The organism is Pseudoalteromonas byunsanensis (assembly GCF_001854475.1).
In the GTDB taxonomy this organism is placed as follows: Bacteria; Pseudomonadota; Gammaproteobacteria; order Enterobacterales; family Alteromonadaceae; genus Pseudoalteromonas; species Pseudoalteromonas byunsanensis.
In genome coordinates, this window is record NZ_MNAN01000035.1 from 427,247 (window position 1) to 444,037 (window position 16,791).

16 protein-coding genes and 1 pseudogene are annotated in these 16,791 nt (G+C 43.6%); 15 read left to right on the forward strand and 2 right to left on the reverse strand.

The genetic code is table 11. The features are described from left to right. Positions 1–531: pseudogene (locus tag BIW53_RS21150) on the reverse strand (signal recognition particle-docking protein FtsY); the annotation flags it as partial. A 242-nt stretch (positions 532–773) separates the two neighbouring features. On the opposite strand from BIW53_RS21150, the gene rsmD reads away from it, so the two are divergent. From rsmD to serA, 15 genes are all read left to right on the forward strand, one after another. After that, positions 774–1,364, forward strand: a complete 591-nt coding sequence (gene rsmD, locus BIW53_RS18150; protein ID WP_070993421.1) for a 16S rRNA (guanine(966)-N(2))-methyltransferase RsmD — start codon at positions 774–776, stop codon at positions 1,362–1,364. A gap of 137 nt (positions 1,365–1,501) precedes the next feature. Then, entirely contained in the window at positions 1,502–1,717 is a 216-nt protein-coding gene (rpsU, locus tag BIW53_RS18155; RefSeq protein WP_010362466.1) for a 30S ribosomal protein S21, read from the forward strand. Positions 1,718–1,737: 20 nt separating this feature from the next. Continuing rightward, the gene (locus BIW53_RS18160; protein ID WP_070993422.1) at positions 1,738–2,184 is read left to right on the forward strand and encodes a GatB/YqeY domain-containing protein; all 447 of its coding nucleotides are present in this window, start codon (positions 1,738–1,740) and stop codon (positions 2,182–2,184) included. Positions 2,185–2,273: 89 nt separating this feature from the next. Continuing rightward, positions 2,274–4,031: a DNA primase gene (gene dnaG, locus BIW53_RS18165; protein ID WP_070993423.1), complete on the forward strand. Its 1,758-nt coding sequence runs from the start codon at positions 2,274–2,276 to the stop codon at positions 4,029–4,031. Positions 4,032–4,135: 104 nt separating this feature from the next. Then, positions 4,136–5,977, forward strand: a complete 1,842-nt coding sequence (gene rpoD / locus BIW53_RS18170) for an RNA polymerase sigma factor RpoD (protein ID WP_070993424.1) — start codon at positions 4,136–4,138, stop codon at positions 5,975–5,977. A gap of 78 nt (positions 5,978–6,055) precedes the next feature. Next, the gene (gene prmA, locus BIW53_RS18175; protein ID WP_070993425.1) at positions 6,056–6,931 is read left to right on the forward strand and encodes a 50S ribosomal protein L11 methyltransferase; all 876 of its coding nucleotides are present in this window, start codon (positions 6,056–6,058) and stop codon (positions 6,929–6,931) included. Positions 6,932–7,208: 277 nt separating this feature from the next. Beyond that, positions 7,209–8,180 (forward strand): tRNA dihydrouridine synthase DusB, encoded by a 972-nt coding sequence (dusB, locus tag BIW53_RS18180; protein WP_175442168.1) that lies wholly within the window; start codon positions 7,209–7,211, stop codon positions 8,178–8,180. 19 nt (positions 8,181–8,199) lie between these two features. Then, positions 8,200–8,490: a DNA-binding transcriptional regulator Fis gene (gene fis / locus BIW53_RS18185; RefSeq protein WP_005491017.1), complete on the forward strand. Its 291-nt coding sequence runs from the start codon at positions 8,200–8,202 to the stop codon at positions 8,488–8,490. Between the two features lie 230 nt (positions 8,491–8,720). Continuing rightward, the gene (gene purH, locus BIW53_RS18190; RefSeq protein WP_070993427.1) at positions 8,721–10,307 is read left to right on the forward strand and encodes a bifunctional phosphoribosylaminoimidazolecarboxamide formyltransferase/IMP cyclohydrolase; all 1,587 of its coding nucleotides are present in this window, start codon (positions 8,721–8,723) and stop codon (positions 10,305–10,307) included. Between the two features lie 97 nt (positions 10,308–10,404). Further along, the gene (locus BIW53_RS18195; RefSeq protein WP_070993428.1) at positions 10,405–11,244 is read left to right on the forward strand and encodes a class I SAM-dependent methyltransferase; all 840 of its coding nucleotides are present in this window, start codon (positions 10,405–10,407) and stop codon (positions 11,242–11,244) included. A 16-nt stretch (positions 11,245–11,260) separates the two neighbouring features. Next, a complete protein-coding gene (gene purD, locus BIW53_RS18200) occupies positions 11,261–12,544 on the forward strand; it encodes a phosphoribosylamine--glycine ligase (RefSeq protein ID WP_070993429.1) in 1,284 nt (427 codons plus the stop codon). Between the two features lie 128 nt (positions 12,545–12,672). Beyond that, a complete protein-coding gene (locus BIW53_RS18205) occupies positions 12,673–13,218 on the forward strand; it encodes a hypothetical protein (protein ID WP_070993430.1) in 546 nt (181 codons plus the stop codon). A 10-nt stretch (positions 13,219–13,228) separates the two neighbouring features. After that, the gene (locus tag BIW53_RS18210; protein ID WP_070993431.1) at positions 13,229–13,834 is read left to right on the forward strand and encodes a 5-formyltetrahydrofolate cyclo-ligase; all 606 of its coding nucleotides are present in this window, start codon (positions 13,229–13,231) and stop codon (positions 13,832–13,834) included. Between the two features lie 78 nt (positions 13,835–13,912). Then, positions 13,913–14,566: a ribose-5-phosphate isomerase RpiA gene (gene rpiA, locus BIW53_RS18215; protein ID WP_070993432.1), complete on the forward strand. Its 654-nt coding sequence runs from the start codon at positions 13,913–13,915 to the stop codon at positions 14,564–14,566. A gap of 13 nt (positions 14,567–14,579) precedes the next feature. Then, the gene (serA, locus tag BIW53_RS18220; RefSeq protein WP_070993433.1) at positions 14,580–15,809 is read left to right on the forward strand and encodes a phosphoglycerate dehydrogenase; all 1,230 of its coding nucleotides are present in this window, start codon (positions 14,580–14,582) and stop codon (positions 15,807–15,809) included. Positions 15,810–15,870: 61 nt separating this feature from the next. Here the strand turns inward: serA and BIW53_RS18225 are convergent, their stop codons facing one another. Continuing rightward, entirely contained in the window at positions 15,871–16,785 is a 915-nt protein-coding gene (locus BIW53_RS18225; RefSeq protein WP_070993434.1) for a hypothetical protein, read from the reverse strand. Between the last annotated feature and the right edge of the window lie 6 nt (positions 16,786–16,791).

The following is a 16,791-nucleotide window of genomic DNA, read 5'->3' on the forward strand; positions in this document are numbered from 1 at the left end:
TTGTTCTTTCGCCTGTGCCTCTGCTGCAACACGTTGACGCTCAGCCTCTTCGGCAGCGGCTTTGTCAGCTTGTTCTTTCGCCTGTGCCTCTGCTGCAACACGTTGACGCTCAGCCTCTTCGGCAGCGGCTTTCTCAGCTTGTTCTTTCGCCTGTGCCTCTGCTGCAACACGTTGACGCTCAGCCTCTTCGGCAGCGGCTTTCTCAGCTTGTTCTTTCGCCTGTGCCTCTGCTGCTAGACGTTGACGCTCAGCTTCTTCGGCAGCGGCTTTCTCAGCTTGCGCTTTCGCCTCTGTCTCTGCTGCTAGACGTTGACGCTCAGCCTCTTCGGCAGCGGCTTTCTCAGCTTGTTCTTTCGCCTGTGCCTCTGCTGCAACACGTTGACGCTCAGCTTCTTCGGCAGCGGCTTTCTCAGCCTGCTCTTCGGCTTGTTGTTTAGCAAGATGCTCCTGCTCTTCGGCTTGTTGCTGTGACTGTTCTGCTTCTTTTTTACCAAATCCAAACCAAGACAGAAATTTGTTCTTTTTTCCCATGCTCGCTAAATACCGTATTAATAAATCTGATAGACTAGAGATGGTTCGCTAAATTGTCTTTATCAAGACACCTGAACCACAAATGAGTAACATTAAAGCTAAGTTCATATTCATACTCAGCATTAACGTCAAAATAAAATCAAAAATTAGCGCGCAGTGTATCATGTTCCGTAAGGATGAAAAATGTAGCTGCGGTGATTTATCTGAGCAAAAATATTAAGATTCCGTGATAAGTAGCATCTATGAGAAAAAAAACAGTTTCTAAAAATAGCCAAAACGACGGTGTGATCCGTATTATCAGCGGTCAATTTCGTGGCAGAAAGCTCCCCGTCAAAGACGTTACAGGACTTCGTCCAACGACAGACAGGGTCAAAGAAACACTGTTTAATTGGTTAATGCAAGATACAAGAGATGCAACTGTTCTGGACTGTTTTGCAGGTTCAGGGGGGTTAGGCTTCGAGTGCTTGTCTCGTTTTGCCAAACAAACTTGCTTTATAGAGCTTGATAGACAGGCCTCGGAACAACTCAATACCAACATTGCCACACTCAAACTAACTAATGCGACAGTGATAAATGGCAATACTCTAGATATATTGAGCCATATTAATGAGCAAGCACCTTTCGACCTCGTATTTGTCGATCCACCTTTTAGAAAGGATCTAGCACAACCATGTTGCACGCTATTAGAGCAAAATAACTGGCTAACAAGTTGCGCCCTCATCTATGTAGAAGTTGAAAAAGAACTCGACTTTTCAGCTCCGCAGGGCTGGCAAATAATAAAGGAAAAGCAGGCAGGACAAGTGCTTTGCCGACTTTACCAACGTAACAAATAAGCAAGTTAATATTTAGCTCTAATTTACGCTTTACATGTGGTGTTGCTTCGGATTACAATACCGCACCATTTTTGAACCACTTGATCAAAACTTGATCAGCGTGAGCATTGCTCATTAATTAGGTAGGTGAATTTTTAATGCCAGTAATTAAAGTAAGAGAAAACGAACCGTTTGACGTTGCACTTCGTCGTTTCAAGCGTTCATGTGAAAAAGCAGGTATCCTTTCAGAAGTTCGTCGTCGCGAGCACTATGAAAAGCCAACAGCTGAGCGTAAGCGCAAAAAAGCTGCAGCGGTTAAGCGTCACATGAAAAAGCTTTCTCGCGAAAACGCACGTCGCGTAAAATTATACTAATCGGTTTCGGTCTTGTATAAATGAGCCTTTTAACTAAGCTAAAAGACGCACAAAAAGATGCCATGCGAGCTAAAGACAAAATCAGTCTGGGTGCTATTCGTATGGTTCTTGCTGAAATTAAACAGCGCGAAATTGACAATCAAACAACACTAGATGATACAGGTATCACTTCTGTATTAGTGAAGTTAGTTAAACAGCGCCGTGATTCTTTCACCCAGTATAAAGATGCTGGTCGTGATGATTTAGCTGAAATTGAAGCAAGTGAGATCAATGTACTTGAAACTTTCTTACCTCAGCCATTGACTGAAGAAGAAATCATAGCATTGATTGATGCTGCAATTGCCGACACTGGCGCTGCAGGTATGCAAGACATGGGTAAAGTTATGGGCATAATCAAGTCCAAAGCTGAAGGTCGTGCCGATATGGGCAAAATCTCTGGCTTGATAAAACAACGATTAAGCGCATAATCCCGCATACAGATTGTATGATTAAAGTGAACCGAGCCTTAGCGCTCGGTTTCTTCGTCTAGGCATAAGGGAACATCGTTAGAAATAATATGGCTGGAAAGATCCCAAGAGAGTTTATAGATGACCTGCTCGATCGCACCGATATTGTCGATCTGATCGATGCTCGTGTCGGCTTAAAAAAAGCAGGAAAAGACTATCAGGCGTGCTGTCCATTTCATAACGAAAAATCTCCTTCTTTTACGGTCTCTCGTGATAAGCAGTTTTATCACTGCTTCGGATGTGGTGCCAACGGTAACGCAATCTCGTTTATGATGGAATACGACAAACTTGAGTTTGTGGATGCCATCGAAGAGCTGGCCAGTTTGCTTAATCTAGACGTCCCTCGCGAACAAGGTTCTGGAAAACCAGAGCGCACCGTTGAACAAAAACGTTCCGACTATGACCTGATGTTGCAAACAGCTCGCTTCTACCAGCATCAACTAAAACACCATAAAAACTCTAGTGCAGTCATCGACTACGTTAAAGGGCGAGGCTTATCCGGTGAGACTGTTAAGCATTACATGATAGGGTACGCTCCAAGTGAATGGGAATCCCTATGCCAACAAGTGGGACGCAATCCAGAGCAACGACAGCAACTGCTGGAATTAAAGCTTGCCTCAGAGAAAACTCCTGGTCGACAGTTTGATTTCTTCCGTGATCGCCTTATGTTTCCAATTCGGGACAAGCGTGGACGCGTTATTGCTTTTGGCGGTCGAGTCATGAGCAAAGAGCAAGGCCCCAAATATTTAAACTCCCCGGAAACCAGAATCTTCCATAAGGGTTTTGAGCTATATGGCCTTTATGAGGCGAAACAGGCTAACGATAAATTAGATAGTATTGTTATTGTTGAAGGTTACATGGATGTGGTGGCATTGGCTGAGCAAGGTATCAGCTATGCAGTAGCCGCTTTAGGTACAGCTACAACAGTCGAGCATATGCAAACGCTGTTTAGAACCACCGATACTGTCATTTGTTGTTACGATGGTGATAGAGCAGGAAAAGATGCTGCTTGGCGAGCCTTAGAAAACGCACTTCCCTACCTAAAAGATGGTAAGTCGCTGAGGTTTGTATTTTTACCCGATGGTGAAGATCCTGATTCATTAGTTCAGCAAGAAGGTAAAGAGGCATTTGAAACCAGGCTATCTCATGCTGATGACTTTTCCAAGGTACTGTTTGATAAACTCGCACAAAACTGTGAACTCACAAGTGATGCTGGCAAAGCCAAACTTATGAGTGAAGCTCTACCCATGATAGGTAAAGTACCCAGCGACTTTTATCAGGAAAGTTTACTGGAAAAACTTGCGCGACTCATCGGTCGTACTAGAGAGCAACTTTCGGCCAAACTGGTAACGCCAAAGCAGCAACATAACATAGAGCGTAAGTTTAAAATTACACCTATGCGCCGAGCTATTGGACTGTTGATACAGCATCCACAATTGGCGGCGAGTGTTGAACACTTACCTGAATTAGCACAAATGAATATACCGGGCATTCAACTGCTTTTAGAACTGCAGTCAGTTTGCTTACAGAACACACACTACACTACGGCACAACTACTTGAATATTTTAGAGATCAGCCACAATACGAATCTTTGAAAAAGCTCGCGGTGTGGCGACACGATATTAACGAACAAGCTCTAACAGAAGAATTTCAAAATACTTTTCAATTTATTGAAGATCAGTGTTTAAATTTTAGGTTAGAGACCTTATTAATTAAAGACAAAACAGAAGGCTTAAACAGCGAAGAACGGCTTGAATGCGCGCTTTTGACACAAGCGTTAAGCAGCAGAAGAACTAGTCAAAATTAAATTTTGCTGTTATAATGTTCTATTCACTGCGTCATGCAAATTGTTCGGTGTTTTTTCGCTGGCGCCTGTTGTATCAACTTATCAGAGTGGAAGCATAAATCTCTATGGATCAATCTCCTCAGTCACAACTCAAACTTCTGATTCAGAAAGGTAAAGAGCAAGGGTACTTAACTTTTGCAGAAGTTAACGATCACCTTCCACAAGACATAATAGACTCAGATCAGGTAGAAGACATCATTAGTATGATCAATGATATGGGTATTCAGGTCGCAGAAAATGCACCTGATGCCGATGAATTGATGATGCAAGAAACCACCACCGATGAAGATGCCGCAGAAGCAGCAGCCGCTGCGCTTGCTACGGTTGAAAAAGAAATCGGTCGTACTACCGACCCTGTGCGTATGTACATGCGTGAAATGGGTACTGTAGAGCTATTGACCCGTGAGGGCGAAATTCAAATCGCGAAGCGAATTGAAGAAGGTATCAATCAGGTTCAAATCTCTGTGGCAGAGTATCCTGAAGCTATCACTTATCTATTAGAGCAGTGGGATAAGTTTGAAGCCGAAGAGATGCGTTTAAGCGACATCGTATCAGGCTTTTTCGATCCTAACGCTGAAGAAACTCAAATCTCAGCAACACACATCGGTTCTGAACTAAGTGATGAAGACTTAGCAGATGAAGACGATGAGGATGACGAAGATAGTGATGATGATGAAGACGCTGATACAGGTCCAGATCCTGAAGAAGCACGTGTTCATTTCGAGCAACTTCGTACGCTGTATAATAAAGCCCGTGAAGTATTTGAAAATAAAGGCCGTGCTCATCCAGACTCACAAGCTGCCATCTTTGAAATTGGCGAGTTGTTCCGTACTTTCAAACTAGTACCAAAACAGTTTGACCGTATGGTTAACAACATGCGTGAAATGATGGACAGAGTTCGTGTTCAAGAACGTATCGTTATGAAGCAAGCAGTGCAGATTGCAAAAGTACCAAAGAAAATTTTTGTTAAGCATTTTGCGAACAACGAAACCGATATGGCTTGGGTCGATGCTGAAATCGCTGCAGGTGAAAAGTACTCAGACAAACTTAAAGAAGTTAAGCCTGAGATCGAACGCTGCATCAACAAATTAAAGGTTATTGAAGAAAGCACTGGCTTGACTGTTGAGCGTATTAAAGACATCAACCGTCGTATGAGCATCGGTGAAGCGAAAGCACGTCGTGCCAAAAAAGAAATGGTTGAGGCCAACTTACGTCTAGTAATTTCAATTGCCAAAAAATACACCAACCGTGGTTTACAATTTTTGGATCTAATCCAAGAAGGTAACATTGGTTTGATGAAAGCGGTAGATAAGTTTGAATACCGCCGTGGTTACAAGTTCTCAACCTATGCAACTTGGTGGATCCGTCAGGCAATTACTCGCTCAATTGCTGATCAGGCGCGTACTATCCGTATTCCAGTGCACATGATTGAAACAATCAATAAGCTTAATCGTATCTCTCGTCAAATGCTTCAGGAAATGGGCCGCGAGCCAAACCCAGAAGAACTGGCTGAGCGTATGATGATGCCAGAAGATAAGATCCGAAAAGTACTAAAAATAGCAAAAGAACCGATTTCTATGGAGACACCAATCGGTGACGACGAAGATTCGCACTTAGGCGATTTTATTGAAGACACAACCATAGAGTCACCAATTGACTCAGCTACCATGGAAAGTCTTCGTGGTGCAACCAATGAAGTATTGGCTGGCCTTACAGCGCGTGAAGCTAAAGTTTTACGTATGCGCTTTGGTATTGATATGAATACTGACCACACTCTTGAAGAGGTTGGTAAACAATTTGATGTAACACGTGAGCGTATTCGTCAGATCGAAGCTAAAGCATTGCGTAAGCTGCGCCACCCTTCACGTTCAGATCTACTGAAAAGCTTCTTGGATGTAAAAGGTTAATCTGCTTTTACGCCACCAAAATCAACGAAAGGCCGCAACTGCGGCCTTTTTAATAACTAGTAAAATTTAGGAAAGCTCATGGCTTGGATCCAAATCCGCATTCACGCTAATAAAGAAACTGCCGATCAATTAAGCGATCTATTACTTGATGTTGGCTGTCCGTCTGTCACCTTTATGGATGGTAGCAACAACCCTGTTTATGAGCCTAAGCCCGGAGAAATCATTCTGTGGCCTGACACCATCGTCATCGGTTTATTTGATGCCGCCCATGATATGGATGAAGTCGTAGACTATCTCAAGCAAAACAGCTCACAGCCACTTACATACAAAATTGAGCAACTCGAAGACAAAGATTGGGAGCGCGAGTGGATGGATAACTTCCACCCCATCAAGTTCGGTGAGCGCTTATGGATCTGCCCAAGCTGGCGTGATATTCCCGACCCCGATGCAGTAAACGTGTTACTTGACCCTGGTTTAGCATTTGGAACAGGCACTCATGCAACCACTGCACTATGTTTAAAGTGGCTTGAGAGTCAAGACTTAACTGGCAAAACCGTGGTTGATTTTGGCTGTGGCTCAGGCATTTTAGGGATTGCAGCTATCAAACTAGGTGCCGAACGCGTCATTGGCATTGACATTGACCCTCAAGCATTAGCAGCAAGTCTTGATAACGCGCAAAGAAATGGTGTGGCAGGTCAATTAGAAGTTTATTTACCTGAGGATCAACCAGAATTTAGCGCCGACATTGTTGTCGCAAATATATTGGCACAACCCCTACGTGAGCTACATGAAATCATTCTAGCCTTCTTAAAGCCACATGGAAAAATTGCCATGTCAGGAATTTTAGAGGAGCAAGCGCAGTCGGTTGCAAAAGTATATGAAAAATATATAGATCTAGAGGCGATAGCTCAGGAAGGTGAATGGACTCGCGTTAGTGGCAGTAAAAGAGATTAACCCGAAAAAAGCACTTGTGAGTTAGTAACTTGTAACAGCTAAAGCCTGTATTTAACAGGCTTTACTGTTTCTTCACAGCAGGAACAGCTCACATTACCAACATCCCCCTCATTTAGATTGATTAAATTTCAGCCAAATAAATCAGCGACTCAAACTGTTATAAAAAGTCAACCCAATAAGTTCAAAAAAAAAGCAATAATGTTCAATTTATAGCCTTTGATTTTTGCAAAAAAAACCGTAAACTTAGCGCCCCTTGAAAAGAGGCAGATTGAACAACGTGCGTATTGGTCCATACCAACTTGATAACAACATTATTGTGGCCCCTATGGCTGGGATCACTGATAGACCTTTTCGACAGCTATGCCGTCGATTGGGAGCTGGTTTAGCTGTATCAGAAATGATGTCGTCAAATCCTAAGGTATGGAAAACAGACAAGTCAATGAACCGTATGGATCATAAAGGTGAGTCTGGCATTCGCTCGGTGCAAATAGCTGGTGCCGATCCAGAATTGATGGCACAGGCTGCACAGTTCAATGTAGCAAATGGGGCGCAGATCATAGATATCAATATGGGCTGCCCTGCAAAGAAAGTGAATAAGAAACTAGCAGGTTCTGCATTGTTGCAGTATCCCGATTTAGTAGAGCAGATAGTTCAAGCAGTGGTGAAAGCTGTAGAAGTACCTGTAACGCTAAAAATCCGTACGGGTTGGAATACACAAAATCGCAACGGCGTAGAGATTGCTAAAATTGCTGAACGTAATGGCATTGCATCGCTTGCTGTACATGGCCGCACAAAAGCGTGCATGTACAAAGGTGAAGCTGAGTACGCCACGATAAGGGATATTAAACGTGCAGTAAGTATACCTGTGGTCGCTAATGGAGATATTACGTCTCCGCAAAAGGCAAAGCAGGTACTGGATTATACGGGCGCAGATGCCATCATGATTGGTCGAGCCGCCCAAGGTCGCCCTTGGATATTTAGGGAGATAGACCACTTTTTGCGAACTGGAAAACAGCTACCGGCTCCAGATGTTTCTGAAGTACGTAGTATTTTGATGGAGCACTTAGTTAATCTCCATCAGTTTTACGGTGAGCCAATGGGAGCGCGCATCGCACGCAAGCATGTATCATGGTATTTGCAAGCTCACGACCAAGCAGGTCAGTTTAGGCGAGTATTTAATGCTCTCGAAGCGCCAATTGAGCAAATCGAGGCATTGGAACAATACTTTGAAACACTAGCAGCTAACTAAGAAAGAAAGAGACATAACGATGTTCGAACAAAATGTGACTTCTCCATTTATCACTAACGCTCATGTTCAGTCACAAGAGAAACCGCAACCTTTACGCGATGCAGTAAAAAAAGCTGTTCATCACTATTTAAAGCAGCTTAACGGTCAAGATGTGCAAGACGTTTACGATCTTGTTCTTTCAGAGCTAGAAGCGCCGTTACTAGAAGAAGTAATGACGTACACGCGTGGTAACCAAACTCGCGCGGCAATCTTGTTAGGTATCAACCGTGGTACTTTACGCAAGAAGCTGAAAAAATACGGCATGAACTAAGCACTACTTGGTTTTGACCTCCATTAAAAAGCACCTCCGGGTGCTTTTTTAACACCCAATCTTGCGACTCCTTAGCACAGCCCGTTTAAGCTAACACCTTGCCCGAATTATAAATTCACAAAATCTCAATCATGAGCCAAGGTTTATGATCGTTTTCTTACGTAAATTAGGCTAAAATAGCGCCCTTCTAAGCTAGCCCTTAACTTATCATTGAGGAAATCTAAACCATCATGGATATACATCGTCCAATTCGTCGCGCCTTATTAAGCGTGTCAGATAAAACCGGTATCGTAGAATTAGCAAGTGCACTAAGCGCTCAAGGCGTAGAGATTCTCTCTACTGGCGGTACATATAAACTATTAACCGATAATGGCATCGCAGCCACAGAAGTATCTGACTATACAGGTCACCCAGAGATCATGGATGGTCGTGTAAAAACGTTACACCCTAAAGTGCATGGCGGCATTTTAGCTCGTCGTGGACAAGACGAAGCGGTGATGGCTGAGAATGATATCTCTGCTATCGATATGGTTGTGGTTAACTTATACCCCTTTGCACAAACCGTTGCAAAAGCTGACTGCAGCCTTGAAGATGCAATCGAAAATATTGATATCGGTGGCCCTACGATGGTTCGTGCGGCGGCTAAAAACCATAAAGATGTTACAATTGTGGTTAATGCCAGTGACTATCAACGTGTGATTGATGAGCTTACACAGAACGATGGCTCAACAACGTATAAAACACGCTTTGATTTAGCAATAGCGGCTTATGAGCATACAGCTCAGTACGATGGCATGATAGCAAATTACTTCGGCAACATGGTGCCAGATTATACTGATGAAGCTGCCGTAGAGACCAAGTTCCCACGCACTATCAATATGCAATTCACCAAAAAGCAAGATATGCGCTATGGTGAGAACTCACACCAGGATGCTGCTTTCTATGTTGAAAACGACCTACAAGAAGCTTCTGTAGCAACAGCAAAGCAGCTACAAGGTAAAGCCCTATCGTTCAACAATATAGCAGATACCGATGCGGCTCTTGAATGCGTTAAAGAATTTGATGCACCAGCATGTGTGATTGTAAAACATGCAAACCCGTGTGGTGTGGCTGTTGATGAGAACATCCTTGCTGCATATGACCGTGCATTTAAGACCGATCCGACCTCAGCATTTGGTGGCATCATCGCATTTAACCGCGAGTTAGACGGTGATACAGCTGAAGCTATCGTTTCTCGCCAATTTGTTGAAGTGATCATCGCGCCAAGTATCTCAGAAGAAGCGGCACAAATTGTTGCGGCGAAAAAGAATGTTCGCTTGTTAGAGTGTGGTCAATGGACTACTAAAACCACTCAGGCAGATATCAAACGTGTTAATGGTGGCATCTTAGTACAAGACAGAGATAAAGGTATGGTAACGCTTGACGACCTTACTGTTGTTTCTAAACGCCAGCCTACAGAGCAAGAGTTGAAAGATTTATTATTCTGCTGGAAAGTAGCTAAGTTCGTTAAGTCTAACGCGATTGTTTATGCCAAAGATGGTATGACTATTGGTGTAGGTGCAGGTCAAATGAGTCGCGTATATTCAGCAAAAATTGCGGGGATTAAAGCGGCCGATGAGAACCTTGAAGTTAAGGGCTCAGTGATGGCATCAGATGCTTTCTTCCCATTCCGAGATGGTATCGATGCTGCGGCCGAAGCAGGCATTACAGCAGTCATCCAACCTGGCGGTTCTATGCGTGATGAAGAGGTCATCGCCGCGGCAGACGAAGCGGGTATGGCGATGGTATTTACTGGAATGCGTCACTTCCGTCACTAATAAGCACAGCGCGAACCGTTTAACGTTTCGCGCTTTTTGTTTGCACTAAATTCAAGTATTCTGCTTAAAACACAATCACAAAGTGAAGGAACAGAAAATGAAATTTGGTTTAAAAACACTTCTTGCTGCAACCATCGTAACCGCGCTCTCTGGCTGTAACGCAACAAACGACAGCACAGCTTCGGCAAAAAGTTCATTAGCACTTGTGTCTGCGGCACAAAGTGCCGAACGCTCTGAAGCAAATCGTGCCCGTGATCAGTATCGCAACCCAGTAGAAACACTGGAGTTCTTTGGCTTGAAAGAGGGTATGACTGTAGTGGAAATTGCCCCCGGTGGCGGTTGGTACACTGAAGTATTGGCACCGGCACTAAAAGGCCATGGTACTTTTTATGCGGCACACTTTCCTGCTGACTCAGAAATTGGTTACTACCAACGTTCTTTAGCTGGATTTAAAGATAAAGTGACTAAAGATGCACGCTTCAGCGAAGTTAAAATTACCGAATTTGCACCTGTTACTCACAACGATATAGCCCCTGCTAGCAGCGCCGACATGGTGCTCACTTTTCGCAATGTGCACAACTGGTACATGCAAAAAGATCATCAAGGTGTGCTAAGCGCTTTTAAGGCATTTAATAAAGCGCTTAAACCTGGCGGTATTTTAGGTGTAGTTGAACACCGCCTACCTGAAAACAGACAAGATGCAGATCAAAAACGTTCAGGCTACATGAAGCAAAGCTATGTGATTGAAGTAGCTAAACAAGCAGGTTTTGAACTAGTGGCACAAAGCGATATTAACGCCAACCCAAAAGATACAGCTGATCACCCTAAAGGTGTGTGGACACTTCCACCACGTTTAGCATTGGGTGACGAACAGGCTGACAAATACAAAGCTATTGGGGAAAGCGATCGCATGACTCTAAAATTTAAAAAGCTTTAAATAGGAAAATTTAGCCATGAATGTACTCGTCATTGGCAGTGGTGGCCGCGAACACGCACTTGCGTTCAAAGCCGCTCAAAATCCATCGGTTAAAACCGTATATGTTGCACCAGGTAATGCTGGTACAGCACTGGAGCCTAAATTAACTAATGTTGCCATTGGTGTTGAAGACCTAGACACATTAGTCACTTTTGCTAAAGAGAACAATATCGAACTTACCATTGTTGGCCCTGAAGCACCGCTAGTAATTGGCGTTGTAGATCGCTTTCGTGAAGAAGGACTGGCAATTTTTGGTCCAACAGCCGCGGCAGCCCAACTGGAAGGTTCTAAATCTTTCACCAAAGACTTTTTGGCCCGTCATAACATCCCTACAGCTCAATACCAAACGTTCGAACAAGTTGAGCCAGCTTTGGCTTACCTTAAAGAGCAAGGTGCGCCTATCGTTGTTAAAGCCGATGGTTTGGCAGCTGGTAAAGGTGTAATCGTTGCAATGACTGAAGCCGAAGCTGAAGAAGCTATTCGTGACATGCTTGCAGGCAATGCGTTTGGTGAAGCAGGCAGTCGTGTCGTCATCGAAGAGTTTTTAGAAGGTGAAGAAGCATCATTTATCGTAATGGTAGATGGTAAGAATGTACTTCCCTTTGCCACCAGCCAAGACCACAAACGCGCTTACAACGGCGATATGGGTCCAAATACAGGTGGTATGGGCGCATATTCTCCAGCTCCTGTCGTCACTCCTGACATTCATCAACGTATCATGGATGAAGTAATTCACCCAACAGTTGAAGGTATGGCAAGCGAAGGCAACCCGTATACCGGGTTTTTATACGCAGGTTTGATGATCACCGAAGATGGCACACCAAAAGTCATTGAGTACAACTGTCGCTTTGGAGACCCTGAAACTCAGCCAATCATGTTGCGTTTGCAATCAGATTTAGTTGAACTTATCGAAGCGGCTAACCGTGAAGAGTTAGATAAGATTGATATTAGATTCGATCCGCGTGCAGCTGTGGGCGTGGTTTTGGCTGCAAAAGGCTATCCTGGTAACTACCCAAAAGGGGATGCCATCAGCGGACTGCAAGTCAGCTACCCTGAAGGTGAAAAAGTATTTCATGCTGGAACGAAGCAAGATGGCGAAGACGTCGTCACGGCCGGTGGTCGAGTACTATGTGCAACTGCACTAGGCCACTCGGTGACAGAAGCGCAAAAGCGTGCCTATTCACTGGTTAAAGATATCCACTGGGATGGTGTTGAGTACCGCACAGATATTGGTTATCGAGCGATTGCCAGAGAACAATAATACAATACACTTAGCAGGTTAGGATTGACTGACCTGCTTTATGTAAATCCCTATCCCATAGATAACACATTCGCAACATAGAAAAAATTCGGTATACTCAAAGCATTAGCATTGCGTTAGGAATTATCATGTCACAAAAGTATCGAGTCGTGTTTATCGGTTTGGAAAGCACTACATCAGCCGAAGAGGTTGTGACAACTTTAAGCTCTAAACTCAATATTTCATCACAAAAAGTTGAGGCCTTTCTTGCCAAAAAGCCACTCTTTGCACCTGCAGAGCAAAGCAAAGCTTTAAAACAGGTTAAGCTTTTAGAAAAGATGGGTGTGAAAGCAAAACTTGTGGCCGTAGAGCAACTACCGCAAACGACTATTCAGGAGCAAAAAGATGAGCGAGTGTTCGAAGCGCTAGATTACATTACAAGTAGTTTGATTCGTATTGAAGAGCGCCTTGAAGAGCTAGAGCAACGTCTGGCCAACTTGCCAGAAGAACAAGAAAACGACTCCGCCCCCGATAGCTGGCAAGAAGATGAATTATATGAAGAGCTGGATCTTGATATGGAGCCTGCCAGAAAATTGCCGACTCGAAAACTTCAATATATCTTAGCTGTTGTCCTCATAGCACTTCTAACCGTATTAGCATTAGCCATCATTTATCCACAATGGTTTAATTTATAGCAGAGATGCCATGTTCAATGCCCAACAACACTCACCTTCACGTTCACAAATTCGCAAGAGTATTAGAAATGCGAGAAAAAGTTTAACTAATCTAGAGCAGGAACAAGCCGCGAAAAAAATTAATATTAATTTTTTTCAACACAAAAAACTCCCTAAAAACACCCGAATCGGACTCTATTTAAGTAACGATGGAGAACTCGATACCTCCTATTTAATTCAATCACTTATAAATAAAAACCATCAAATATACCTACCGGTAATACACCCCTTCAATGGCGCCACTTTGCTGTTCCAAAGATATGAAAAAAATTCACCCATGACGCGTAATCGCTATGATATCTTGGAGCCACAATTGAATTGCAGTCATATTTGCCCCTTATATGAGCTGGATTACCTTTTAATGCCTCTTGTGGCATTCGATCAAGATGGTAACCGTTTAGGTATGGGAGGCGGCTACTATGATAAAACGTTGGCGCGATACTATCGTGAGCAAATGCAAAAGCCTGAACTTATTGGCCTAGCTCACGACTGTCAGCAGGTTGAAAAACTGCCTATACAGGCTTGGGATGTTCCACTGCAACAGATCATCACGCCCAGTAAATTTTATCAGTGGTAAATAATATTCAGACTCATTCTACAGACACAATTACGGTATACTCTGTTTGTTCAATTTGACAACACAGTGAATTACGTAATGACCCAAGATGAAATGAAAAAAGCCGCAGCCTGGGCTGCGTTGGAATATATAAAAAAAGATACCATTGTTGGCGTGGGAACAGGTTCAACCGTAAACCACTTTATTGATGCACTTGGTAGCATCAAAGACCAAATTAAAGGGGCGGTTTCCAGTTCTGAGGCATCAACAGAAAAGCTCAAAGCACTGGGTATTGAAGTATTTGAACTTAACGATGTAGACCAGCTAGACGTGTATGTTGATGGTGCTGATGAAATCAATGCTAGCAATGACATGATCAAAGGTGGTGGCGCAGCGTTAACGCGTGAAAAAATTGTCGCGGCAGTGGCACAACAATTTATTTGTATCGTGGACAACACTAAACATGTCGAAACTCTGGGTGCCTTCCCATTGCCTGTTGAAGTGATCCCGATGGCACGCAGCTATGTGGCACGTGAATTATTAAAACTCGGTGGTGATCCCGTCTATAGACAAGGGGTTGTTACCGATAATGGCAATGTCATCCTTGATGTGCACGACCTGCAAATCAAAGAGCCAAAGCTGTTAGAAGAAACCATAAACCAGATTGTCGGCGTAGTAACCAACGGCTTATTTGCGCATCGTGGTGCCGATATTGTTATTACTGGAACCCCTGAGGGTCCTAAAATCAGCTAAATAGGAATGAGTCATGAGTAAGGTATCGTTAGCCAAAGATAAGATCAAAATCTTGTTGTTAGAAGGTGTGCACCAAAGTGCCGTAGAAACCCTAAAGCGCAACGGTTACAGCAACATTGATTATGTCAAAACATCGTTACCTGAACTTGAACTTAAAGAACGCATAAAGGATGCCCACTTTGTGGGGATCCGCTCCCGTACCCATTTAAGCGAGTCCGTGCTCAGTGCAGCTGAAAAGCTAGTCGCTATCGGCTGTTTTTGTATCGGCACTAATCAAGTCGATTTAAATGCAGCCAAAGAGCGCGGTATCGCCGTATTCAACGCTCCGTTCTCAAATACACGTTCAGTAGCTGAATTAGTATTAGGGGAAATTTTATTGTTACTTCGTGGTATCCCACAGCGTAATGCGATGGCCCACCGTGGAGAGTGGTTAAAATCGGCGGTTGGGTCTTATGAAGCTCGTGGAAAAACACTTGGCATCATAGGTTATGGGCATATCGGTACACAACTTGGCATCATGGCCGAAAATATCGGTATGAAAGTAGAGTTTTATGATATCGAAGATAAGTTAACGCTTGGTAATGCTCAGCAAATTCAGAACCTAACGCAGTTATTACAACGCTCAGACGTGGTGAGCTTGCACGTACCTGAAACACCATCTACAAAGAATCTAATCGGTATGGCTGAGTTTGAAGTGATGAAACAAGGAGCTATCCTAATCAACGCTTCACGCGGTACGGTAGTGGACATCGACGCCCTAGCCGAAGCTTTGAGAGATAAAAAACTCTCTGGAGCAGCCATAGACGTATTTCCAGTTGAGCCTAAATCAAATGATGAAGAGTTCATTTCTCCACTTCGTGAGTTTGATAATGTGATCCTCACGCCACACGTGGGCGGCTCTACACAAGAAGCTCAAGAGAATATTGGTATTGAAGTGGCCGGTAAAATTGCTAAATACTCAGACAATGGTTCAACACTCAGCGCAGTGAACTTTCCCGAAGTTGCTTTACCTGAACTGGCAAACCGTAGTCGCTTACTACATGTTCACCAAAACCGCCCAGGTATACTGACACAAATTAACCAAGCTTTTGCACAACATGGTATTAATATCGCGGCTCAATACCTACAAACTGATGATACCATTGGTTACGTGGTAATTGATGTCGACAGTGACCACTCAGAGGTTGCCTTAAAAGAACTCAGTGCCGTTGAAGGCACAATCCGAGCTAGGATTTTGCACTGATACTTTTTTACATTAATAAAAGAGGCCGCTGATTGCGGCCTTTTTTATTACTAGACTAGCTTTATGACCCTTCCACCTGCAAATTGAGAATTTTTTCAGCCTCTTCAGGTTGACCTGCCAACGCACTCAGCTGTTTATTGAGAACAGGTAAACTGGAACCTACTGGAAATTGAGCCGATATATACAACCGCTGCAGACCATTGGCGAAAGCCAGTAATGCATCTTTGGTTTTTTGTGTAAGGTTGGCTGCATAAACTTGCTCGGTGAACACTTGCATAAATGACTCCTTTTCCAGGCCCTGACGCTCAAGCTGTTGCTCGAGTAAATCTGGCAGACGACCTAAGTTTTTGAGCTCAAACCTTACAGCTCGAGTTTCTAGCTGTAACCATGCATCCCTCACCTTTGTAGCATGACTTTGCGTATTTGTACTACCGCCTTGCGCATCAGTTTCTTGCTGTCGAAACGCATGATAAACCTGCATCAGAGGAGTTGCGTTATAAAAATTGGCTGAGAAATCCACAGCAACGACCTTTTTAGCATTCATTGCCACTTTAACCTCAACAGCACCGGAGTCAGGTTCATATGCCAGTGAAGAAACAAAATCCAACCGACTGCCAAGTAAAATAGGTGGAAATGTAGAGGCGCGTTGCCACGCTTGTTCATTTAAACGCACACCATTTAAACGCACCTCGGTAAATTGACTGATCTCATCTGCGCGATATCCTTCTAAAGAAGCAAGCTCAACACTCGCCATCTTTTGATTTCCAGCACTCTTAATCACGATACCTCTTACACTGATTTTATCACTCAGTAGGTGTACATCTACGCTGGCATACTCTATCTCAATTTGGCTTTGCATCTCAATTAAGGAAAGCTGGTTGTTGAGTTCTTCTTCAGCGTCTTGATTAGCTAAGTGCTGCAAAGCACCATAAGTGACTAAACCAACACCTATCACTATCAATAGGATCTTTCTCATTATTCA